The sequence below is a fragment of the Desulfobacterales bacterium genome (assembly GCA_034520365.1).
In the GTDB taxonomy this organism is placed as follows: domain Bacteria; phylum Desulfobacterota; class Desulfobacteria; order Desulfobacterales; family Desulfosalsimonadaceae; genus M55B175.
Genome location: JAXHNP010000007.1, coordinates 920609 through 942656, shown reverse-complemented (window position 1 = coordinate 942656; position 22048 = coordinate 920609). Strand labels below are relative to the sequence as shown.

At 55.3% G+C, this 22048-nt stretch carries 20 protein-coding genes; 12 read left to right on the top strand and 8 right to left on the bottom strand.

Annotation, left to right across the window (positions count from 1 at the left end):
• The first annotated feature begins 33 nt into the window (after nucleotides 1-33).
• Nucleotides 34-225 carry a DJ-1/PfpI family protein gene (locus U5L07_18340; GenBank protein MDZ7833710.1) on the top strand — a complete coding sequence of 64 codons (192 nt, stop codon included), beginning with the start codon at nucleotides 34-36 and terminating at the stop codon, nucleotides 223-225.
• Between the two features lie 239 nt (nucleotides 226-464).
• Here the strand turns inward: U5L07_18340 and U5L07_18335 are convergent, their stop codons facing one another.
• Entirely contained in the window at nucleotides 465-938 is a 474-nt protein-coding gene (locus U5L07_18335) for a hypothetical protein (protein MDZ7833709.1), read from the bottom strand.
• Between the two features lie 138 nt (nucleotides 939-1076).
• Here U5L07_18335 and U5L07_18330 point away from each other — a divergent pair, with 138 nt between their 5' ends.
• The 6 genes from U5L07_18330 to U5L07_18305 all read left to right on the top strand — a co-directional run bounded on the left by U5L07_18330 (nucleotide 1077) and on the right by U5L07_18305 (nucleotide 9209).
• Nucleotides 1077-1847 carry a hypothetical protein gene (locus U5L07_18330; protein ID MDZ7833708.1) on the top strand — a complete coding sequence of 257 codons (771 nt, stop codon included), beginning with the start codon at nucleotides 1077-1079 and terminating at the stop codon, nucleotides 1845-1847.
• Between the two features lie 100 nt (nucleotides 1848-1947).
• On the top strand, nucleotides 1948-3645 hold the full coding sequence (locus U5L07_18325; protein MDZ7833707.1) for an L-lactate permease: 1698 nt from the start codon (nucleotides 1948-1950) through the stop codon (nucleotides 3643-3645).
• A gap of 28 nt (nucleotides 3646-3673) precedes the next feature.
• The gene (locus U5L07_18320) at nucleotides 3674-5062 is read left to right on the top strand and encodes an FAD-linked oxidase C-terminal domain-containing protein (protein ID MDZ7833706.1); all 1389 of its coding nucleotides are present in this window, start codon (nucleotides 3674-3676) and stop codon (nucleotides 5060-5062) included.
• A complete protein-coding gene (locus U5L07_18315; protein ID MDZ7833705.1) occupies nucleotides 5063-6415 on the top strand; it encodes a (Fe-S)-binding protein in 1353 nt (450 codons plus the stop codon).
• On the top strand, nucleotides 6412-7044 hold the full coding sequence (locus U5L07_18310; GenBank protein MDZ7833704.1) for a lactate utilization protein: 633 nt from the start codon (nucleotides 6412-6414) through the stop codon (nucleotides 7042-7044). The genes U5L07_18315 and U5L07_18310 overlap by 4 nt, the downstream gene beginning before the upstream one ends.
• A gap of 14 nt (nucleotides 7045-7058) precedes the next feature.
• The gene (locus tag U5L07_18305; GenBank protein MDZ7833703.1) at nucleotides 7059-9209 is read left to right on the top strand and encodes an LUD domain-containing protein; all 2151 of its coding nucleotides are present in this window, start codon (nucleotides 7059-7061) and stop codon (nucleotides 9207-9209) included.
• Nucleotides 9210-9231: 22 nt separating this feature from the next.
• On the opposite strand, the gene U5L07_18300 is transcribed toward U5L07_18305, so the two are convergent.
• Nucleotides 9232-9429 (bottom strand): hypothetical protein, encoded by a 198-nt coding sequence (locus U5L07_18300; GenBank protein MDZ7833702.1) that lies wholly within the window; start codon nucleotides 9427-9429, stop codon nucleotides 9232-9234.
• A 189-nt stretch (nucleotides 9430-9618) separates the two neighbouring features.
• On the opposite strand from U5L07_18300, the gene U5L07_18295 reads away from it, so the two are divergent.
• From U5L07_18295 to U5L07_18285, 3 genes are all read left to right on the top strand, one after another.
• Entirely contained in the window at nucleotides 9619-12195 is a 2577-nt protein-coding gene (locus U5L07_18295; GenBank protein ID MDZ7833701.1) for a S8 family serine peptidase, read from the top strand.
• Nucleotides 12192-12725, top strand: coding sequence for a protease complex subunit PrcB family protein (locus U5L07_18290; GenBank protein ID MDZ7833700.1), 534 nt, complete (start codon nucleotides 12192-12194; stop codon nucleotides 12723-12725). Before U5L07_18295 ends, U5L07_18290 begins: the two co-directional genes overlap by 4 nt.
• A gap of 98 nt (nucleotides 12726-12823) precedes the next feature.
• Nucleotides 12824-13477 carry a lysophospholipid acyltransferase family protein gene (locus U5L07_18285; GenBank protein ID MDZ7833699.1) on the top strand — a complete coding sequence of 218 codons (654 nt, stop codon included), beginning with the start codon at nucleotides 12824-12826 and terminating at the stop codon, nucleotides 13475-13477.
• A 37-nt stretch (nucleotides 13478-13514) separates the two neighbouring features.
• Here the strand turns inward: U5L07_18285 and U5L07_18280 are convergent, their stop codons facing one another.
• The 4 genes from U5L07_18280 to U5L07_18265 all read right to left on the bottom strand — a co-directional run bounded on the left by U5L07_18280 (nucleotide 13515) and on the right by U5L07_18265 (nucleotide 18527).
• Complete coding sequence (locus tag U5L07_18280; GenBank protein MDZ7833698.1) at nucleotides 13515-14546, bottom strand: nitronate monooxygenase family protein; 1032 nt, start codon at nucleotides 14544-14546, stop codon at nucleotides 13515-13517.
• A 25-nt stretch (nucleotides 14547-14571) separates the two neighbouring features.
• Nucleotides 14572-15138 (bottom strand): NUDIX hydrolase, encoded by a 567-nt coding sequence (locus tag U5L07_18275; protein MDZ7833697.1) that lies wholly within the window; start codon nucleotides 15136-15138, stop codon nucleotides 14572-14574.
• Between the two features lie 188 nt (nucleotides 15139-15326).
• Nucleotides 15327-17348 (bottom strand): AarF/UbiB family protein, encoded by a 2022-nt coding sequence (locus U5L07_18270; protein ID MDZ7833696.1) that lies wholly within the window; start codon nucleotides 17346-17348, stop codon nucleotides 15327-15329.
• Between the two features lie 276 nt (nucleotides 17349-17624).
• Nucleotides 17625-18527, bottom strand: a complete 903-nt coding sequence (locus U5L07_18265; protein ID MDZ7833695.1) for an MBL fold metallo-hydrolase — start codon at nucleotides 18525-18527, stop codon at nucleotides 17625-17627.
• Nucleotides 18528-18629: 102 nt separating this feature from the next.
• Here U5L07_18265 and U5L07_18260 point away from each other — a divergent pair, with 102 nt between their 5' ends.
• Together U5L07_18260 and U5L07_18255 are read left to right on the top strand one after the other, a co-directional pair.
• On the top strand, nucleotides 18630-19157 hold the full coding sequence (locus U5L07_18260) for a four helix bundle protein (GenBank protein ID MDZ7833694.1): 528 nt from the start codon (nucleotides 18630-18632) through the stop codon (nucleotides 19155-19157).
• Between the two features lie 172 nt (nucleotides 19158-19329).
• Complete coding sequence (locus U5L07_18255; protein ID MDZ7833693.1) at nucleotides 19330-19740, top strand: pyridoxamine 5'-phosphate oxidase family protein; 411 nt, start codon at nucleotides 19330-19332, stop codon at nucleotides 19738-19740.
• A 6-nt stretch (nucleotides 19741-19746) separates the two neighbouring features.
• Here the strand turns inward: U5L07_18255 and U5L07_18250 are convergent, their stop codons facing one another.
• On the bottom strand, nucleotides 19747-20997 hold the full coding sequence (locus tag U5L07_18250) for an MFS transporter (GenBank protein ID MDZ7833692.1): 1251 nt from the start codon (nucleotides 20995-20997) through the stop codon (nucleotides 19747-19749).
• Between the two features lie 249 nt (nucleotides 20998-21246).
• Nucleotides 21247-22038 (bottom strand): SDR family oxidoreductase, encoded by a 792-nt coding sequence (locus tag U5L07_18245; GenBank protein ID MDZ7833691.1) that lies wholly within the window; start codon nucleotides 22036-22038, stop codon nucleotides 21247-21249.
• Nucleotides 22039-22048 lie beyond the last annotated feature (10 nt).

The following is a 22048-nucleotide window of genomic DNA, read 5'->3' as shown; positions in this document are numbered from 1 at the left end:
TCACGGTTAACATTATTGCGGATGACAATAAAAATGCTAACGATAACAATGAAACCGGCGGTTAAACCGGACGTGGAAATGGCTGGCGGCAAATGGGGGGAACCCAATGAAACCCTAACCAATGCGTATGTTGACGGCAATTTAGTAACAGCCGCGGCATGGCCCGCACGTCCGGAATGGATGAAGAAGTTTTTAGAGCTTTTGGGCTCAAAGGTTGCGGCATAGAAAAAAAATGCCGGGTAGCTGCAAGATCTTGTACTGCTTATTTTGAAAGAGGCGATGAGTTTAGCTTTTTCAAATGTGCAGTTGCCAAAGCTAAATGTCAGGCAAGACTTTGGCAAGCATGTTGGATTCTTAAATTATGAACATATCAGCTGATATAAAATTGAAAGGGCCTGAAGGGCGGTGGCAGCACGGTCGTCAAACCTTTCACTTAACAGGGTATGGGCCGAAACATAAATCTCCTAGTCATCTTCGGGCTTTTTGGCCAGAAAATAGCTGTTATCTTTTTCATAATACGGACTTTTACCCGGGATACCAAGCCTGCCGGGATCATAATCTGTGTAAATATCCCGCGGAATTTTATCCATTCCTCCAAAACATTCATAGACAATTTCAAAACCGGCTTCTTTCAATGCCATCTGGTACTTTCTCTGTACCTGTAAAACGGAAAGTCCTTCAGGCGCCGCATAAATAATTTTTGTGACCTCACCTTCCACCGTGGCGACTTGCAGCTCATCATCTTCCACGCCCGAAGGGAACTCGATTCGGTCATAATCAACATGCTCGTACCTTTTAATGACCGAACCCTCATACCGGGAAATCATGGGATGATCCCTGCTTCCTTCCACATCCTCTTCCGCCCGGGCGGATGTTGAAACCGCGACGGAAAAAACAATCATCAATACAACCGGAAACAAAACAACTCTTTTTAGCATAAAGAGACCTCCTTTTTATTGTGTCTGCGCCAAACTTGAAAATCACTCAATTAAAGTATATTATAAATGAAATGGTTCAGCCACAGGAAACCGGAACCTTAAAACCCAACTTTTCGATAAACAAAGACGAGGATTGCCATGAAACCATTTGCCGGCCTGCTTATTTTTGCCATGATACTTTCCACTGCCGGCTGCCAGCTGGTGGAGGTGCCGATTGCCGCCACCTATTCGGTGGGCAAGGCGCTGGATGTGGGAACCTCTGCGCTTCCCTACTATGCGTATTCGGATTTGAGCCTGCAGACCCTGAATCAGCGAATGCAGGAAGCCGACATGCCGGTCACGATCAGCGAGACCTATGAAATGGCCTACGGAAAACTGTTCAGCAAGGTGCTGCCGGACGGTGAAACCGGCCAGGTAATCGGCAATATGAAAGATGCCACCGGATATTTCCAGCGGATATTGTCCGGAAACAATGTAAAAAACGCAGATCATTACTATCTCACCAGCATCCCGGCCCCGGAAGATGAAGATTTTACCCTTTTTGCCGCGGTTTACCGTCCGTACGCGTATATGGAGGTATATGACAAGCAGAATCCGTCTGAAAAACGCACGCTGAGCCAGAGAGATATGAAATTCTATACCCCCTATGAACAAGACGCGGACGGGGAAGAGCTGGATACGGTTTATGAATGGTTTGCCCTGTCCACGGACTGCTATGCAAGCCAGCGCCATCAGGCCATTCTGCTGACCCTTGCCGCCAATGAGGTGATCAAGCAAAAGCCCCGGCCTTATTACTGGACGGCTGAAAAAAAATGGCTTTCCGGAGACTACATGGAGGTGCTGACCGCACAGGACGAGGCGGTTTGCCGGGCCGTCGGCGTAGAGCCCGGATTCACCATCCGCAAGTAATTGCTTCTGTCCGCCCTTTGTCAAATGCCGCCTGGCATCCGGGCCGATCCCGACTGTTTCAGGCTGCACCCGTAAACAAACATTTTAGAGGAGGTGTCCTATGTCCATCGGATGGCTTGCCGGATTTGCCTTTCTGCCCATCCTTGTGGCCCTGATTCTCATGGTAGGATTCCGCTGGCCCGCGACCCGGGCCATGCCGGTCGCATGGCTGGTTTCCGCCCTTACGGCGATTTTTGTCTGGCGGATGGATCTCATCGTGGTCGCAGCCTCCACGCTTCAGGGGTTCGGCAGCGCCATTACCGTGCTGCTGATCGTTTTCGGCGCGCTGCTGATTCTCTATACACTTTCTGAGAGCGGCGGAATGGAAACCATCAACCACGGGTTCCATGGCATTTCCACGGATCGCCGGGTCCAGGTGATCATCATCGCATTTATTTTCGAGGCATTTCTGGAAGGCGCCGCCGGGTTCGGCACGCCGGCGGCCATTGCCGCCCCCCTGCTTTTAAGCCTGGGATTTCCAGCGCTTGCCGCCGTACTGGTGGCCCTGATTCTAAACACCGTGCCGGTCACATTCGGGGCGGTGGGCACACCCATCTGGTTCGGCCTGAAGAATCTTGAAGGAAAAATCGAGGCCGCCGTAGCCGAGGCCGGAATGGATCTGGGGTTTGCCTCCATGGACGGATTCAACATGCTGGTGGGCAAATGGGCGGCCGTTTTCCATACAGTCATGGCTTTTATCCTGCCCATATTCGTGGTCTGCTTCATGACGCGGCTCTTCGGCCGGAACCGATCCTGGAAGGAGGGCCTGGCCATCTGGAAGTTCGCGCTGTTCGCCAGCACCGCCTTCGTCATTCCCTATGTGGGCTCGGCCTTTCTCATCGGCGAGGAATTCCCCGCGCTTATCGGCGGGCTGGTCAGCCTTGGCGTGGTTTTGTTCGGGGCCAAGAAAGGCTGGTTTCTGCCTGAGACCGGCTGGGATTTCGGCCCGCAGTCCGAATGGGAAGCGGATTGGACCGGTGAGATCGCCACGGCGAAAACCATTGAATTTAAGCAGCAGATGAGCCAGTTCCGCGCCTGGCTGCCCTATATTTTAATCGGCCTCATCCTGGTGCTGACCCGTCTTAAGTTCCTTCCGTTCAGCCAATGGGTCACCAGCCTGGAACTCGGAATTTCAGACATTCTCGGCCAATCCGGCATCGACTATGCCCTGCGGCCGTTCTACAATCCGGGGATTATCCCCTTTGTCCTGGTGGCGGTGCTTACCGTGTTTATCCATCAAATGCCCGCGGCAAATGTGAAAAAGGCCTGGACGGATGCATTCAAACGGATGAAGAATCCGACCATCGCCCTGCTTTTTGCCGTGGCCCTGGTCCAGATATTTAAAAATTCCACGATGAATCCCATGGACTACGCCTCCATGCCGCTTTCCATGGCCGAAGCGGTGGCCCTTGTGGCCGGCGGTTCCTGGCCGTTTTTCGCGCCGCTCATCGGGGCCCTGGGATCATTTATCACCGGCAGCAATACGGTCTCAGACCTCCTCTTTGCGCAGTTCCAGTACGGCATTGCCGGCACACTGGACCTGCCCCGTCAGATTATCGTCGCCCTTCAGGCCGTGGGCGGGGCCATGGGGAACATGGTCTGCATTCACAACATTGTGGCCGCATCGGCGACGGTGGGCCTGGTGGGCATGGAGGGCCTGATCCTCAGGCGAAACGTGATCCCGCTGATGCTCTACGCCGCGGTGGTGGGCCTTTTGGGTCTGCTTTTTGCCTATGTCCTTTTTCCAGGCGTCTTTTGATGAATTATGCCAGCAGGAAATATCCATTATGCCAAATAAACACCTGATCAAAGAATTTGAAAAACAGATCGGCCGGCAAAACGTCATGGCCGAGGAAGCCGACCGGCAGGCCTATGCCTACGATTCGGCCGTGCTGGATGCCGTGGTGCCCGCCCTGGTGATTCGGCCGACGACCACGGAAGAGCTGGGGCAGACCGTCCGGCTGTGCCACCGGCACGGGCTGCCGCTTACCGTGCGGGGCTCGGGCACGAACCTAAGCGGGGGCACCATTCCCAGCAGCACGGAATCGGTGGTGATTGTGACCAACGCCCTGGCTGAGATCATCGAAATCAACGCGCAAGACATGTACGGCGTGGTCCAGCCCGGGGTGATCACCGCGAATTTTGCCGCAGCCGCGGCGGAAAAGGGCCTTTTCTATCCGCCGGACCCGGGCAGCCAGACTGTCTCCACCATCGGCGGCAATGTGGCGGAAAATGCGGGCGGCTTGCGGGGGCTTAAATACGGGGTGACCAAGGACTATGTGATGGGCATTGAATTCTTCGATGCCGCGGGTGAGCTGGTCAAATCCGGCTCCCGCACCGTCAAATGCGCCACCGGGTTTAACTTAACCGATCTTATGGTGGGCTCCGAGGGGCTGCTCGGCGTTTACAGCCAGATAACGCTCAAGCTCATTCCGCCGCCCAAGGCCCAGCAGGCCATGATGGCGGTCTTTGATTCCGTGGAAAAGGCATCGGAAACCGTCTCCGCCATCATTGCCAGCCAGATCATCCCCTGTACTCTGGAATTTCTGGATAATTTCACCATCCGGACCGTGGAGGACTTCCGGCAGGCCGGGCTTCCCGTGGATGCCGAGGCGCTTCTGCTGATCGAGGTGGACGGCCATCCGGCGGAAGTCGAAGATGATGCCGCGCAGATAAAAGAGCTCTGCACCCGCCAGGGCGCGACCAAAATCCAGATGGCCCAATCGGCTGCTGAAAAGGATCTCATCTGGCAGGCCCGGCGCGACGCCCTCCCTGCCCTGGCCCGCTTAAAACCCACCACGGTGCTCGAAGACGCCACCGTGCCGCGCAGCAAAATCCCGGAAATGGTGAAAAGAATCAATGAAATCGGGAAAAAATACCATATCACCATCGGCACCTTCGGCCATGCCGGCGACGGCAACCTCCATCCGACGATTCTCACCGACAAACGAAACCATGAGGAATTTTCGCGGGTGGAGCAGGCCATTGACGAGATCTTTGAAACCGCGCTGTCGCTCGGCGGCACCCTTTCCGGGGAGCACGGCATCGGCCTTGCCAAAAGCAAGTATCTGGAGAATGAAACCAGCCGGGGAACGATCCTGTATTCCAGACGGTTAAAAAAGGCGCTGGACCCCAAAAATATTTTAAATCCGGGCAAAATGATCGGAGAGGGGTAAATGGCAGATATTCGCAAACTGGTCCGATTGCTCAATGAACTCGACGAAGAACTGGTCTGCTGCACCCGCTGCGGCATGTGCCAGGCGGCCTGCCCGCTCTACGGCGAAACCGGCCGGGAAACCGACGTGGCCCGCGGCAAACTCGTGCTGGTGGAAAACCTAAGCAAGGAAATCCTCGATAACCCCGAGGCGGTCAAGGAGCGCCTGGACCGCTGCCTCTTGTGCGGCTCCTGCGAAGCCGCCTGCCCCAGCGGGGTCAAAATCCTGGATATCTTTTTAAAAGCCCGGGCGATTATCACCGGCTACCTCGGTTTGTCGCCGGTTAAAAAAGCCATTTTCCGGGGCTTTCTCTCCAATCCGGACCGATTCGATCGCCTGCTCCGCTGGATGGCCAGGATCCAGGGGCCTTTTTCCAAACAGATCGACGAGACCCTGGGTTCCTCATGTGCCCGGTTCATGTCCCCCGTCATCGGGGACCGCCATTACCTGCCGCTGGCCAAAACAGCCTGGCACAAGCACGCGCACCGGCGGTTTAAGAGGCCGAATCATTCAGGCCCCAAAGTCGCCTTTTATCCCGGATGCCTGATTGACAAAGTCCTGCCCAGAGTCGGCGATGCGGCCATGCGGGTGTTTGATTACCATCAGGTGGATGTGTTTGTCGCCGATCAGGTGCCCTGCTGCGGCATCCCCGCCCTTGCCGCCGGCGACCGCCAGACATTTGAGCAGCTGGTAAGAAAAAACATCCAAATATTTGAAAGCGTGGATTATGATTACCTGATCACCCCCTGCGCCACCTGCACATCCACCATCAAAAAACTATGGCCCCTGATGACAGAAAATTTCCCGGCCGCGCTTCGCGAAAAGGTTCTGGCCATCTCGGAAAAAACCCGGGATATCAACGAATTTCTGGTGGATGTCGTAAACATCCAGCCCATAGGGGATCAGCCGATTTCGGAAAAACGGGTCACCTATCACGATCCCTGCCACCTCAAGAAATCTCTGGGCATTTTCTCCCAGCCACGGGCCGTGCTTTCCGCCCTGCCTGACCGGGAGTTTGTGGAGATGCGCGAGGCGGACCGCTGCTGCGGCATGGGCGGGAGCTTTAACCTCCAGCACTATGATATCTCCCGGAAAATCGGTCAGAAAAAATCAAGCCGCATCATTGAATCCGGGGCGGATGTCGTGGCCACGGGATGTCCGGCCTGCATGATGCAGATTACCGATCTGTTATCCCACGCCGGCTGCGGCATTGCGGTCAAACACCCGGTGGAACTCTATGCGGAGGCCCTTGATAAAATGGGTGAAACAGAGGCCGCCGCCCATACACCCGCCAGCGAGGCAAAAGCTAAATGAGCCAGCATGCGTTAATCGAAAAATTTACCGAAAAGGCCCGTGCGGTTTCCACTGAGGTCCAGTTGGTGGACACAATCGAGGCGGCCTATGACTATGCCGTCACCATCTGCCGGGATAAGGCGGCCTGTCAGATTCTCTCCTCAGGCTGTGAATTCCCCTTGTCCGATCCGGCAGAAGAACTCTGCGGGCTGAAACAATGGGAGAGGCTAATGGCCGTACCTGATTTGGGGGAAGATGCGATATCGGCACTCACCCCGCTTTGCCGGGAGGCCGGCATCGGTCTGATCGACCGCGGGATGCACGCCTATACCGGCGGCATTGACGTGGGTTTGACCACAGCAACTGCCGGGATTGCCGATACCGGCACCCTTGTCCTAAACTGCACCAGTGAAGATCTGCGCCTGGCTACAATGATCAGTGAAGTGCACATCGCCATCCTCCGGGCAGCGGACATCCTTGCTGATACGGAAGATCTGGAACCCCTGCTCTTAAAAAGCCTTTCGGCACGGCCCGGTTATACCGCCTTCATTACCGGCGCCAGCCGCACGGCGGATATCGAGCGGGTGCTGACATTGGGTGTGCACGGCCCGCTTGCCCTGCACGTGCTAATCCTTAAAGAAGACACTTAAAGAGGAACGGACGGATGCAAACCGCTGACACCCTTAACGCCTACCGCAAAGAGCTTCGCGAGGCGCTTGACAATAAATTCCAGAAAACCGCCCTGGACAACTTCGCTGTAGCCTACCGCGAGGGACGCGCCAAAAATTTCGCCGGGATTGACCGGGCCGAGCTTATCCGGCAGATCGCTTCCGCCAAGGATGCGGCCATGGGCCGGATGGATGAGCTGTATGCCCAATTCAAGAATGCCGCGGAGGCGGCTGGTGCCACGGTGCATATGGCCGACTCCGATTCGGCAGCCAATGCCATTATCGCCCGGATCGCGGAAGAAAACGGCTGCCAAAAAATCGTCAAGGCCAAATCCATGACCGCAGAGGAGACCCTTCTCAATCATTTTCTGGAGAACAAGGGCTATGAGGTGATTGAAACCGACCTGGGCGAATGGATTATCCAGCTGCGACACGAGGGGCCCTCCCATATGGTCATGCCAGCCATTCATCTCTCCAGAAACGAGGTGAGCCGCCTGTTTACCGAAGTCACCGGAAAACCCCAGGATACCGATATTGAGCGGCTCGTCAAGGTGGCCCGCCGCGAACTGCGGCAGCGGTTTGTGCAAGCGGATATGGGGATCTCCGGCGCCAATTTCGCCATTGCCGAAACCGGCACGCTGGGTCTGATCACCAACGAGGGAAACGCCCGGCTGGTGACGACCCTGCCCCGGGTGCATGTGGCCCTGGTGGGCCTGGACAAGCTGACCCCCACGCTTCATGAGGCCCTGCAGATTCTAAAAGGCCTGCCCAGAAATGCCACCGGCCAGGCCATGACCTCCTACGTCACCTGGATTACCGGCGCAACCCCCTCGGCTGCCGCCCCAGACGGGCAGAAACAGATGCACATTGTGTTCCTGGACAACGGCCGAAGCGCGCTGGCCAGGGACCCGGTCTTCTCCGAGGCGCTTCGCTGCGTGCGCTGCGGGGCCTGCGCCAATGTCTGCCCCATCTATCGCATGGTGGGCGGCCACACTTACGGCCACATCTATATCGGGGCGATCGGACTCATCCTCACCTATTTCTTTCACGGCAAGAACCGGGACAAGAACCTGGTTCAGAACTGCCTGAACTGTCAGGCCTGCAAGGAGGTCTGCGTGGCGGGGATTGATCTGCCCCGGCTGATCAAGGAGGTCCACACCCTGATCCAGGAAGACGGCCGGAAACCGGTGCTAAACGCTTTGGCCGTGCCGGTGATCAAAAACCGCCGGCGCTTTCACACCCTGCTGCGCGCGGGCCGCTATGCCCAGACGCCGGTCACCGGCGGCACACCCTATATGCGGCATCTGCCCCATGCCCTGGTCAAAGAGCATGCGTTCAAGGCGCTGCCGGCCCTTTCCAAAAAACCCTTCAGGGACCGCTGGAATCCGGCGCCCCACCGACCGACACATCCGGAATACCGGGTGGCGCTTTTTTCCGGGTGCCTGCAGGATTTTGTCTATCCGGAACAGCTCGAAGCCGGCCTGCGCCTGTTTACCGGCAAAAACATCCGCATTGACTTTCCCTATGCCCAGGGCTGCTGCGGCCTTCCCCTGTATATGCTGGGCGAGCGCAAAGCCGCCGCCGAAGTGGCCGAATACAATATCAGCCATATGGATCCGGCGGAGTATGATTTCATCCTGACCTTCTGCGCCTCCTGCGGCTCGCACATGCGGGAGAACTACCCGTTTCTGCTGGGGACCGCCGCCGGCCGAACGGTCAAGGCCGCCCAATTTGCCCGGAAAATTATTGATTTCAGCTCATTTGCCCATTTCGTGCTGGATGCCTCCGATGCCGGCCGGCCTGAACAACCGGTGAAAGCCGCGTATCACGCCCCCTGCCACTTGTGCCGGGGATTGGGGGTGACCGAAGCCCCGCGGCAGGTGCTCGAAAGCGCCGGATATGACTACGTGCCCCACGGCGAAGAGGAAACCTGCTGCGGGCTGGGCGGCACCTATTCATTCAAATTTCCGGAAATATCCGCGGAAATTTTGAATAAAAAACTGGCGGCGGTCGGCGACACGGGCGCGGAAATTCTCGCCACAGACTGCCCGGGGTGCGTGATGCAGCTAAGGGGCGGGGCCATTCAGCAGAAATTGCCCTTTGAGGTGCTGCATATAGCCGAAGCCCTGGCCAGGGCGCTAAAATGAATGCACCGCAGGAAAGGGGCTGTCAACCCGCATCTACCGCGACCAGGCTGATGCCCATCCGGGTTTCCAGCTCCTGGATCCGGGAGAGGTCTTCCTGGGATAAGTCCGAAATTTTAAGATTTTGACAGGAAAAAGCCAGAAGTGACGTTTTAAGGCTGCCTTCCAGTTCCTGGATGGCTTTAAGCTCCTGATCGGTCAGATTTGAGAATGAACAAATCATGGGTCTCCCTCCCTGCTTGAATTTGAAATTTTAGATGAAACTTCTACATTAAGGATTATTTATTAAAATAATCATGCGATGCGATTGATGACATATTTTTTTAATATATTTCCTGCGAATATCCCCAAGAGCGGCTGCCCTGAAGCAAAACCCCCTTATCCTTTGCGGCGTCTGCTCTTTTTCCTTCTGATGACGGGATTAATTATTTTTTTCGGCTTTGGCTGTGATTCCGGGAGCGACGGGGATGAGGCGGACACCACCCCGCCGACCGTCACTAAATACACCTTATCCGGCACCATCACCGCAGCCTCCAACACAGCCATTGACAGCGATGTCAATGATCCCAAAGCCGCTTATACGCCAAATGACAGTGCAGAACAGGCCCAGACAGTCCCGACCCCGGTCACCCTGGGCGGCTATGTCAACCAGCCGCAGACCGGGCAAGAGGGCCGCTCGTTTGACCGGGGCGATATTAATGACGTATTCCGGGCGGAGCTGCTGGCCGGGGAGCGGATTGTGCTAAATATCGCCGCCCCGATCCTGGATGCCGACCTGGATCTGTACCTCTATGATGCGGCAAGCCTTGAATTGATCGACTCCGCCATCGATCGATTCGCCCGCACCGAGTCCCTTAGCGCACCGGATGCCGGCACCTACCTGATCCAGGTCATCACCGAACTCGGCGCCTCCAATTACACACTCACCATCGGGCAGGCACAAAACAGCCAAAACCGATCCAGCCTTCGCCTCAGCCAGAATTTCGTGCCCGGCGAGGTGATCGTCAAATCGAGTAAGTCCCAGCCAATCGCCGCAGGTACCGCCAATGCAATCCCTGCCCCAGGCATGCGGCATCTCGCCGGCGGACCCGGACGGGCGCAGCTGTTTGCCATTTCCGCCGATAATATTGGCGATCAAACCATTCAGTCCCAATCCGCCGGGCTGAATTCCCAAAGCTTGCTTTTGCCGGGCGCATCCATGAATGCCCGCACGCGGGAAAAATTAGAGACCCTATATAAAATCAAAACCCTGCGCAGCCGTTCGGATATCGCGGCTGCCTGCCCGAACTATATCCACCAGGCGCTCCAGAGCCCAAATGATGAATATTATCCGCTTCAATGGCATTACCCTCTGATCAATCTGCCGGACGCGTGGGAAATAACCCGGGGCAGACAAAATGTTAAAGTCGCGGTCATCGATACGGGCGTGATCGTTGACCATCCGGATCTCGCCGGCAAAATCACAGCGGACAGCTATGATTTTATCAGCGATCCCGACCGGGCCATGGATGGGGATGGTATTGACAGCGACCCGAATGACACGGGAGACGACACTCAGGGAAGCAGCTCCTTTCACGGCACGCATGTGGCCGGCACCGTGGCGGCAGCCACGGACAACGACACCGGCGTGGCGGGTGTCGCTTGGAATTGCCGGATTATGGCCATCCGCACCCTCGGCAAAGGCGATTCCGGCACCACCTATGATATCCTGCAGGGGGTCCGGTATGCGGCCGGCCTTGAAAACGATTCCGGCACAACCCCGGATGAACCGGCGGATATTATCAACTTAAGCCTCGGGGGCAGGAGTTTCTCCCAGACCGAGCAGGATGTCCTTGCCCAGGCCCGGGCGGCCGGGGTGATAATTGTCGCCGCAGCCGGCAACTCAGCGGAGAACGCGCCCTCGTATCCGGCCGCATATGACGGGGTCATTTCAGTCAGCGCCGTGGATATTAATGCCAATCCGGCGCCCTATTCCAATTTCGGCCCAAGCATTGATGTGGCTGCCCCGGGCGGGGATTTTTCCGGCGATCTAAACGGCGACGGGTATGTGGACGGCGTACTCAGCACGGGCGGGGACGATTCCGACGGAAAAATCCAGAACGTCTATACGTTTTTCCAGGGCACCTCCATGGCTGCCCCGCATATGGCCGGTGTGGCCGCCCTCATGAAATCGGTGCGCCCGGATCTTACCCCCGATGATCTGGACGCCTTTCTCCAGAGCGGGGCGATTGTCCGGGATCTCGGGCCGGCCGGCCGGGATGACCGTTACGGCTACGGGTTAATCGATGCCAGCCTGGCGGTCCGTGCCGCCCGGGACGACTCGGCACCCACGGTACTAAATATCAGTCCCGGCTCTATCAGCCTGGGCAGCAGCCTCTCATCCACTACGCTTGCCGCCGCCCGCATGGGCCCCGGAGATTTGTCCATTACCCAGGTCACGGCAGACGCGCAGTGGCTTACCGTATCCGCAGCGGAAACCGATGAAAACGGCCTGGGCACCTATACCGTTACCGCTGACCGCGAGCGCCTGTCAGACGGGGCCTATAATGCCGTGATAACCTTTGCGTCTTCGGAAAACACCGTGGAGGTCCCGGTGAGCCTTCGAATCAGCAGCACCACTCTGGCACCGGATGCAGGATTTCATTATGTGCTGCTGGTGGACAGTCAGAGCGATGAAACCGTGGACCAGGTATCCGTGGCAGGCGCGGACAGCCGGTACAAGTATCAATTTACCGGGGTCGAACCCGGTAAATACCGAATATACGCGGGCACGGATTCGGACAATGATTTCAATATCGGTGATGCCGGAGAGGCCATCGGCGCGTATCTGTCTACAGACCAGCCCACGATATTAGATCTTGACAGCGACCGGTCCGGACTTGATTTTGTCACGGAATTCAATGTAAAAATCCCGGAAGCAGAAAATTCCGGGCTGGTCGTCCCGCTCAGCCGCAGCAATAACAGGGCGCTTAAAAAGGTGAAACAATGAATCGGTCTTTTGCAGCCAGCTTCATATGCCTTCTGTGGATCGGTCTGTTCGGCTGCACCCATGCCGAAACGCCGCAGGATTTTAAATCCATAGATATACAGGTCATGCATGAACGCACGCACTGCGAAAACACGGCGGCAATGTCGACTGCTTTGTGGATTGCGGACAGAGCCCGGCTTACGAGGGTTTTTGACCGGATGGATCGCCGTCAGATCGGAGGCAGCGCTCCGGAATGGACGGAAAACTTTGATTTTAAAAATTACGGCATTCTTTTCGTTCACATGGGGCGGCAGCCCACCGGCGGCTACGCTCTCGAATACGTGAGCGGGCACGCGCATATTTCCGGTAAAACCGTCACGGTAGTGCTTAAATGGATGATACCGGATCCGGATGCCATGGTGACCCAGGTGATCACCAGCCCCTGCATGATGCTCAAAATGCCGAAAACCAATTTTAAACGCATCGAAATCATAGACCAGCACGGCAGGCTCAAGGCGGCAATAGAGATGGAACAGCCGAAAACCGAGTAGCCGGTACCGCCAGACTCAAGTATTCTTAACGCTTGACGAAAACGGTCAAAAAATATATAAGTAATTATTTCAAGAACTTGAAAACAAATGGCGATATAATGCGAATCAATACCAAAAAAATTTTGAAATCAAAAATATTCGGACGATTCCTATACCGCCTCATCCGCCTTTATGCAAAAACCTTCAGGCTGAGCGTGATCAATGAAAAATCATGGCGCGATCATCTGGAAAACGGGGGAAAAGTATTGATTTGTGCCTGGCACCAGCAGTTTTTTTCCTTTATCCGGCATTTTCAGACGCTCCAGATCTACCATCCCAGCCTGATGATCAGCCAGAGTGCAGACGGTCAATTAATTGCCACTGTGGCAAACCTGTCGGGCTGGCACACGGTACGGGGGTCCTCATCAAAGGACGGCGCGATGGCGCTCTCCGGTATTATCGAACGGCTGAAGCAAACGGGACTTGCCGCCCATATCTTAGACGGCCCCAAAGGACCGGCGGGAATTGTCAAGCGCGGCGCTATTCAAATTGCATCGGATGCGGACGCAATGCTGGTCCCTGTCTATGCGGAAGCAGAATCCAAGTGGATATTTAACAGTTGGGACCGTTTTTTCATCCCCAAACCCTTTTCCAGAGTTATTATTCGATATGGCGATATGCTCCCGCCCTTGTCGCCCCAGGATTCGTCACAGGCGTTTGAAAAACAGCGAAAAACCCTGGAAAGGCGCATGCAGCCGGCATTGGTCAAATAACCGGTTATGCGGCAAAAGACATGTCCGTATGCGGTTTTCAGGCGTCTTCGGCTGTCATCAGTTTCTGTTGCACTTCTCTCAACTCAGCTTCGGTATCTGAAACCAGCGTATCGATAATCTCTTTTACCGGCAGGATGCCGCTTACCAGCCCCACGGATTGGCCGGCCATCAATGATCCATGGGACACATCGCCGTCCACCACCGCATTGCGCAGCCGGTTTTCCCAGAAGCCCTCAAGTTTATGCTGGGCCTGGGTCCGGGAAATGCTGCCCTGCGCCAGTTCATCCAAAAGCTCCATTTGAAGCCGGCTGAAATCCTCGGTAGCCTTGTTGCGGACCGCCCGCACCGGAATCACCGGCAGGCGCTTGTCCACCTGCGGCGTGGCCACCGCATCCCGGGCCTTGGCTTTGACATAGGCTTCCTTTAGCTTCGGGTGGGCGGCGCTTTCCTCGGATACGGCAAACCGGGTGCCGAACTGAACGCCGGCCGCGCCCATTAAAAACATGTGCGCGCACATCCGGCCGGTTGCAATGCCGCCGCCCGCAAAAACGGGAACCGGCGGGTCCTGAAACAATACCTCCTGGATCAGGATGGCAAGGCTCACCTGGCCCACATGGCCGCCGGCTTCCATGCCTTCTATGATCAGGGCATCGGCCCCGTTATCAAGCATGCGCTTACCGGTGGCTTGGGTGGCGGCAAAACACATGGTCTTCGCGCCCGCCTCCTGAACCGCGGCCAGATCCTTTCTGCGGGGCAGGCCCGCATAAACCACATAGGGGCATGCCATCTCCCGGACCAGGGCCAGGTGGTCCGGATATACGGGCGCCAGGGGGATCAGGTTCACCCCAAAGGGTTTGTCCGTCAACTGCCGGGTCTCCGTGATCTGTGCCTTCAGCGCCTCAACCGGGGCGTTTCCACCGGCCAGACAGGCGAACCCCCCGGCATTGGCCACCGCGGCGACCAGTTTTGGATCGCTCACCCATGTCATGGCCCCGCAGATAAACGGATATTGGACGCCTAAAAACGCCCGGCCTTTTTCAAAAAACCGCTCGGATAGTGCTGTCGTCATCCACTGACTCCCTCGCCTGTCTCCATCACCAGACCCGGTGGGCCCCGGTGTCACCGTCATACTCCGGCAGGATATCCCCAACCTGAAATGGCAACGCCCCCTGCTTCCGGTCATTGAAATAATCCGCAAGCGTCACGGAAATCACTTTAAAGGCCAGCTCATCCCAGGGGATCTCGGACTCGGAAAAAAGATCCACAGCCAGACTCTCCTCGCCGGCAGAAAAATCATCATCCGCCAATTCACCGCGAAAAATCAAATACATCTGGTTTACATGCCGGATATTAAACAGCCGGTAGGGGGTCAGGTCCCTGAACCGGGCATACGCCTCTTCAAACGACTCCCGCCGCGCCCCCGCCATGACCGTTTCCCCGTTTTCAAGATAGCCCGCCGGAATCGTCCATTTGCCCAGGCGCGGCTCGATCGCCCGCTTGCAGAGCAGAATACGGCGGCCGGATTCCGGAATGCAGCCCACTACCATTTTGGGGTTCTGATAGTGAACCATGCCGCAGGATTCGCACACATAGCGGCTTCGGTCATCCCCTGCCGGAATCTTTATGGATAAGGCCCGGCCGCAGTTGGAACAAAAATTCATGGGTCGTATATGCCGCCTTAGATTTTTATAGGTCAATACCGTCAACCTAAATCCATTTTTACCCTCATCCCGCCCTTCTCCCAGAGGGAGAAGGAGATAAATGGCACTTTAAGTTAATGGCATTGATTTTTAAGTTATATTAATGTGCAAGTCCATATCAGGAAGTGCCGGTGTTTTTCAAGCGCGGGCTAGTTCGGCAGGTAGGTGGAGCCGTCGATCAGATGGCGGGGCGCGGCTTTTCTGAACATGGGCAGGGCGTTTAATTTCTGGAACAGCCGCAGGTAGTTGGCAGTTCGCTTATCCACCATCCGATCCACCATCAGGGCGGCCGGAAACTTGGCCACGGTTTTCATAAAATCAAATAAAAGGATCATCCGCGGCAGCCCGCTGTACAGATGGAGATAGGTGCCGGCCAGCGCCGCCATGGACCGGGAAAGATGCAGGTATTCGTTTTTAACCACCAGGCCCAGGTGCTGGGTGTTGGACATCAGGTGCAGCACCACCTGCAGCCGCCGGTGCATTCCCTCCGCCCCTTCGGCATGCAGCTGAAACAAGAAATTCCGGGGGGTCAGGGGATTGACGTTTTTTTTCTTAAGGGTCTGGGACAGAATGCACTTGATCTCGGATTTGCGCCGCTGGTTGCGCTCCGGATCAGAGCTGATATTGATCAAGGCGGTGGCCAGAAGCTCCACATCCGCAAACACAGCGCCGGAGACATAATCCCACAAAGGTTTCCATTTGCCATGCAGATCCACGCAGTTGCCCCAGTCGATAAAAAACATCTGCCCCTGGGTATTGATCAAAACATTTCCCGGATGCAGGTCGCCGTGGAACTCCTGATAGACAAACACATGATACAACAGGGTATACAAAAAGCGGGACGCGGTCTGCCGCGCCAGTTTGGGCCGATGCTTTTCCGGCACCGCATTGATGACCTGATTGATGCTGCCCGCGCTTTCAATATACTCCATTTCAATGATGCGCTTGGTGCAGGAAAATATCTCCGGTACATTCCAGAACATGGAATTGCGGCTGCGCTCCGCAAACCGCTGCTGGTTGTCCGCCTCCCGCTCGAAATCAAGCTCCTGCTGAAACCCCTTGGCAAACTCTTCGGACTGCTGCTGCATGGCTTCTAAAAACGGGGCCAGCTTTGAATGGGGCGCCCAGTAGTGGGTGCTGATAATCGCAATGCTCAAGACGGTTTTACCCAGCAGAAATTCCCGGTCCAGCCCTTTTCTGGCGATCTTTACGACAACCGGCTTTAAAAACTCCTGGCCGTTTTCCACCACCGGTTTTTTGGCCAGATAGACCGAACCGATGGAGCCGGACTTGATCGGCGCGGCCACATCAAAATCAAAATAACATTCATGGGGTTTTTTGCCGTAGCACTCCTCGAACGCGGCGTAAACTTCTGCCGCGGTCATGGGCGCGACATCCTCCTGAAACACCATGAGCTCCCTGGAAATCTCATCCGGCAGAAAATCGGCATTTGCCGCGGCCACCTGGGCCATCTTGATAAAAAACGGCCCGAACTCGCGGACCATTTTGGCGATAATCTCCGCCTGGGCGGCAAAATCTTTGGGATCCGTCTGAAAAAACGGCTTGATATAGCGAATGGCGCGCACCTGGCGTCGAATAATCTTTAAGTCGCTCCGAACGATCCGGACCCTTTCCCCGATATCCTTAAAAAACGCCTTGTTCTTACGTTTGGTATCTTTCAAAAGATTGACGATCTCAACCAGAAGCGGCTGATAACACCTCAGCACAATGCGGACCACATCCAGGTTCAACTCAACCAGCCCCCTCAACTCCGGCTCGCTGAAAAGCTCGTCAAAAAACGACCAGAATTCCTGGACCACGACCTCCGGCACCTCGATGGGGCTGCGCAGGGTGATCTGATCCACCACATAGCGGATCAGTTTCTCCGTGGTCTTCTCATTCGGAATAATATTGGTGCGCCGCATGTAGCTGGTCACGGAGCGGCTGTGGCGGGTCAGGGGGTGGAGGTAAAGCGAGTCGAAAAGCTGGTCCAGGGCTTTATCCAGTTCCTCGACCGTGAGCAGATCATCGCTGGCCAGGGTTTTTATCAGCGGAATCGTGGCGCGCGTGACATTGAAGCTGTGATAGGTATAAGATCCGGTTTCCTTGATAATCAGAAACAGGTGGTCCTGCAGAACCTGGAGATGGGAAAAAACTTTTCGTCTGCCCATTAAAAAATCTCAGCCGTATTCCGGTTGAAACGATTATCAGGTCAGGCACCCGAGTCCCGGATGCCGGGCTTCTTTTGGCGGGCATTAATTGATATTATACCAGACTAAATTGTGTGTCAAATATATTTAAGACACATGATATTGTGGTTGGACCAAAAAATGACTGGATGATAGATATCAGAGCCCCGGAGAAATGTCAATCGCTGGTTTTATAAGATTCAAGGCCTGCATCCCGAAACCGGGCGCCCGGTTTCGGAACGGATCAGACATTTATCCCTAAATTGAGGATATATTCTGCACCGCCCGGATTTTTGCCTCCAGATTCAACATATACGCAAACTCCGGCTGTTTGGGCTCAGGCACCGGGTCATACTCTTTTTGTTTAATGCGCTGCTTGGCCGCCTCCGTATCGCCCCGGGTTTCTTCAAGCGTCTCTTCGATCAATTCCCGGAACCAGGTCCCGTATTCAATGGCGCGCGTCATATAATCCGCCGCATCTTTGCCGGTGAACACATGGCCGTGGCCGAGGCAGAGGATATCGACATCCAGGTTTGTGAGTTTTTTCATGGACGTAAAATACTGGTTATAATCCGAGAGCCATTCCGAGAAAATATAGCCACTCTGATCCATGATGCCCAAGGCTTCGCCGGTGAAAAGCATTTTCTTCTCAGGCACGTAAAAACTCATGGAATCCCGGGTATGACCGGGTGTGGCAATGGCGCAAAGGCTCAAATCCGGCCCCAGTTCAACCGTCTCGCCGTCCGCAAGGGTGTGATCCACGGCAAACAGCTTAAATCCGGCAGTATCGGGGATTTCTTCGCCCATCTCTGCAAAATATTCGGCCGCCGACCGATTTAACGCCTTGATAGTCTCAATGGCCCGGGGCCGCTCAAGTACCCCGGCGCCCTCGGCTGAGCAGCAGATCTTAATCTCCGGGAAGGCCTGTTTAAGAACAGAGGCGGCCCCGCAATGATCATAGTGGACATGGGTTAAAAATAAATACCCAGGCCCCTGACCGTCCAGCAGTTCCCGGGCCTCCCGGATATACTTTTTGCCCATCAGGCTCATGCCGGCGTCAATAATGGCAGGCCGTTTGGCATCGAGTAAAAAGGCGGGCAAATCAATGGAACCCAGCACATGCAGCTCCGGCGTAATGGCACCGGTTTTTCGAATAATCATATCCCATTTTCCTCAAAGTTGACGGACAGAAACATAGACACATCTATATGGCATTATCCGCGTAGCCTGTCAATATGCGAGGGGCAAGGAAACAGGGCTAATTTGTTCTGTATCCAAATCGAAATCGCTATCGGGATCGGGATCGAAAAAAATATGACCCTTGAACACGAAAAACTGGACGTCTATCGTCTTTCAATAGGCTACGTTGCATGGGTTTACGAGAAGGCCGACAGCCTGAACGGAGTCCATCGGCCCGCCCGGGATCAATGGCTTCGGGCCAGCCAGTCGATACCGCTCAATATCGCCGAAGGTAATGGCAAGACCGCGGAAGCCGACCGAAGGCGTTATTTCGAAATCGCTCGTGGCTCCGCGCTTGAGTGCGCGGCGATTCAAGATGTGCTGGTTGTCGGCAAGGCACTGGACAAGATGGAAAGCCGGAACCGCAAGGATGAACTCGACCGTATGGCCGCGATGCTCAGCCGTCTCGGCGGAAGAGGATACCAAGTTCGAGAGGATCAGGAAGTCTACAGCATCGATTTCGATCCCGATAGCGATTTCGATCCCGATTTCGATCCCGATTTCGATCCCGATAGCGATCCCGATAGCGAAGAAAACGAATCCCAACCTTAGCGTTAACAGGACCGGGGGTATGGATTTTGCGGTTAGAACAAATTAGCCGTGGGCAAGGAAATGAGGGTTGAAAATCAGCGTGGAAAGATTAAATTAAGACTGGTAATCTTAAAATTTCAGACATATGCTCAAAATTTTCCAGTAACCGAAAACCTAAAGGAGGATAACTGTTATGGCCAAAATGACCGATCGCATGAAGGAGTTGTTCGAAAAAGTGCCTGCCGCAGTCGTAGCGACCGCAACGCCGGACGGCGAACCCAATGCCGTGCCGGTGGGGGCAAAAAAAATCATTGATGATGAGACGATCCTGATATCTGACCAGTTCCTTAACAAGACCCTGGCCAACATGAAATCCAACCCCCGGGTAGCCGTATCCTTCTGGGAAGGCCATGAAGGCTACCAGTTAAAAGGTTCCATCACCATTGAAACATCCGGCAAGCGTTATGAGGAAACCGCCAAATGGGTCGAGGAAATGGGGAACAAGGCCGGATTTCCGCTAAAATCCAAGGGCGCGGTGATCTTAAAGATCGAAGAGATTTACGGCCTGGCCCCCGGCCCCGGCGCCGGAAAGAAACTGGCCTGAGGCAATTTATTTTACACGAAACATCAGCAGGCAGGCGATGGCGTATAGCCCTATGTATAGCCCATAAGCCGCATCATAGGTGCCGGTCAGATCATAGCTCAACCCGGAGATCAGGTAGCCCGTCATCTGAAGGACCAGGAACATGTAGAGGAACCGGAACACGCGGGGAAAGGCTTGGCGGCCGAACCGTTCGGCCACGATAATCGGAAAGGTGGAAAGCACGCCGCCCATGGAAAAGCCGAAGACCACGATAAAAATGGTCAGCGTCCATATGTTCGGTGCGCAGAGGCCGAAAAAAAGACCGACGGCGGTGGTCCCAGCCATCACCGCGGCGACCCGGGTGGCGGCAAACCGGTCGCAAAGCGAGCCCCACCAATATTTACCCGCCGCCCCGATCAGGGCGGTTACCGCCATCATGGCCATGGCATCCCCGGAATCAAAGCCGATATCCGAAAACCGCGGCTTTAACTGCGACATCACCCCGACCACCCCGATCATCATCATGCCATAGGCCATGCCGATCTTCCAGAACGTATCCGTCCGGATCAGCGCGGAAAGCGGCCACTTGTCTATTTCGGCGCGGCCGGTCAAATCATATCCGGCAGCCCCATCGCCGCGGCCGGAAACTGTCGGCGCAAGCGGTGCTCCCGGGGGCCCGGCACCATCCGGGGCCATCCCGTATTTTTCCGGCCAGTCCCGAACCACCAGCCAGGCTATCGGGCTGATGCATAGCATGGCCAGGCCAATGATCAGCGCGGCGGTTTCCACCCCATGTTCAAGAATCAGCACCATGGCCAAAAATGGCAGCACCGCCCCGGACAGGGAGATTCCCGCGGTGGTCAGACCGAGGGCTTTGCCGCGCTGGGCCACAAACCAGTTGCTTACGGCGGTATTGGCCACAATACCGCCGTAAGCGCCATTGAAAACAAAAAGAAATATATAGAAAAGATGGAACTGCCAGAGACTGGACATTCGGAAGAGGAAAATAAACGATACGCCGGCCCCCAGGGCACCTAAGCTCATCAAAACCCGGGGGCCGATCCGTGCCACAAGGGTACCGTAAACGAACTGGCCGACAAATCCGCAGAAAGTGCCCAAAGTGACCGCCAAATTGATATCCGTCCGGCTCCAAGCCCGCATCTGGCTGACCGGCTCGAGAAACGCATTTAACGCATAGAATCCGGAGCCAACCGCCATAAAATTGGCCAAAACAGCCACGACGGCAATATACCAGCCGTAATAGGGCGTCTTCGGCACTTTCAATGCGGTTACTTACCCTGCGCCTTAAGGGAAACCGGTAATCCGGCGCCCCTTTTCCGGGCCGCTTTCACTGATCGCGCGGTCAAAAATATCATCCATGGACTCCCGGATGTCCCGCCGGTCAAATACAAACTTGGCGCTGTTAAAAATCTGAAACGCTCAATTTAGGTAGAATATTCATTGCCCCATCCTGGCTGTGGTGTCAAAGCAATTTTTGTCGTTTGACTTTGCGAATAATTTTAATGCTTACACAATTTCCGGCTTTTTGCCTTCAGGCCCCATGGTCAGCATTTTAACAATCGCCCCCTTACCGAACGGCATGATCCAGCAAAGGAATTTAAGCAGTTTGCCTGAACCCATCAGCCAGTGAAGCCTGTCTTTATGGACGGCCTTCCAGACGGTGCGGGCCACCTGCACCGGCTGCACCCGGACCCCCATCTTCTTGATACTGTATACGTGCTCCGAATCGGCCAGCATCGGGGTCTTCACATAGGGGGGCTGGATATCAGAGACCCTGATGCCGCGGCCGGAAAATTCGATCGCCAGTGCCTCAGTCATCGCGGACAAGGCATGCTTGGTGGCCGAATATACGGCAAGCTCCGGTATCCCGTAGATAGCCGAAGCCGACGACAGATTGATGATCCGGGACCCGGGCGTTTCTTTTAGGTATTTCATGGCATAATAAATGCAAGAGAGACAGCCCTTCAGGTTTACATCCACAATCTTATGGCTGATTCCAAGATCCACATCTTCAAATCGACCGAATTTCAGGATGCCCGCATTGTTGACCAGCACATCCAGCCGCCCGCCGGTTTTTCCGGCAAAAGCGTCAATGCCCGCGCTCACGCTATCCGGATCGGTCACATCCATGTGCCCGATATGACAATTCGACTGCCCGATTTCGGCTTCAAGGGTCTTGAGACCAGCCTCATCAACATCAAACGCCCCCACATACCAGCCTTTTCCGGCAAACAACACGGCCGTCTCCCGGCCGATGCCCGAGGCCGCCCCGGTTATCAGAATGCATTTTTGATCCATGAATCAGGCT

Excerpts from the sequence above, each read along its gene's own strand:
- U5L07_18265 (MDZ7833695.1), bottom strand. The coding sequence starts at position 18,527 with ATGATTATTCGAAAAACCGGTGCCATTACGCCGGAGCTGCATGTGCTG.
- U5L07_18290 (MDZ7833700.1), top strand. The coding sequence starts at position 12,192 with ATGAATCGGTCTTTTGCAGCCAGCTTCATATGCCTTCTGTGGATCGGT.
- U5L07_18255 (MDZ7833693.1), top strand. The coding sequence starts at position 19,330 with ATGGCCAAAATGACCGATCGCATGAAGGAGTTGTTCGAAAAAGTGCCT.
- U5L07_18305 (MDZ7833703.1), top strand. The coding sequence starts at position 7,059 with ATGCAAACCGCTGACACCCTTAACGCCTACCGCAAAGAGCTTCGCGAG.
- U5L07_18295 (MDZ7833701.1), top strand. The coding sequence starts at position 9,619 with ATGACGGGATTAATTATTTTTTTCGGCTTTGGCTGTGATTCCGGGAGC.
- U5L07_18335 (MDZ7833709.1), bottom strand. The coding sequence starts at position 938 with ATGCTAAAAAGAGTTGTTTTGTTTCCGGTTGTATTGATGATTGTTTTT.
- U5L07_18325 (MDZ7833707.1), top strand. The coding sequence starts at position 1,948 with ATGTCCATCGGATGGCTTGCCGGATTTGCCTTTCTGCCCATCCTTGTG.
- U5L07_18245 (MDZ7833691.1), bottom strand. The coding sequence starts at position 22,038 with ATGGATCAAAAATGCATTCTGATAACCGGGGCGGCCTCGGGCATCGGC.
- U5L07_18330 (MDZ7833708.1), top strand. The coding sequence starts at position 1,077 with ATGAAACCATTTGCCGGCCTGCTTATTTTTGCCATGATACTTTCCACT.
- U5L07_18340 (MDZ7833710.1), top strand. The coding sequence starts at position 34 with ATGCTAACGATAACAATGAAACCGGCGGTTAAACCGGACGTGGAAATG.
- U5L07_18315 (MDZ7833705.1), top strand. The coding sequence starts at position 5,063 with ATGGCAGATATTCGCAAACTGGTCCGATTGCTCAATGAACTCGACGAA.
- U5L07_18310 (MDZ7833704.1), top strand. The coding sequence starts at position 6,412 with ATGAGCCAGCATGCGTTAATCGAAAAATTTACCGAAAAGGCCCGTGCG.
- U5L07_18275 (MDZ7833697.1), bottom strand. The coding sequence starts at position 15,138 with ATGAATTTTTGTTCCAACTGCGGCCGGGCCTTATCCATAAAGATTCCG.
- U5L07_18300 (MDZ7833702.1), bottom strand. The coding sequence starts at position 9,429 with ATGATTTGTTCATTCTCAAATCTGACCGATCAGGAGCTTAAAGCCATC.
- U5L07_18280 (MDZ7833698.1), bottom strand. The coding sequence starts at position 14,546 with ATGACGACAGCACTATCCGAGCGGTTTTTTGAAAAAGGCCGGGCGTTT.
- U5L07_18270 (MDZ7833696.1), bottom strand. The coding sequence starts at position 17,348 with ATGGGCAGACGAAAAGTTTTTTCCCATCTCCAGGTTCTGCAGGACCAC.
- U5L07_18285 (MDZ7833699.1), top strand. The coding sequence starts at position 12,824 with ATGCGAATCAATACCAAAAAAATTTTGAAATCAAAAATATTCGGACGA.
- U5L07_18320 (MDZ7833706.1), top strand. The coding sequence starts at position 3,674 with ATGCCAAATAAACACCTGATCAAAGAATTTGAAAAACAGATCGGCCGG.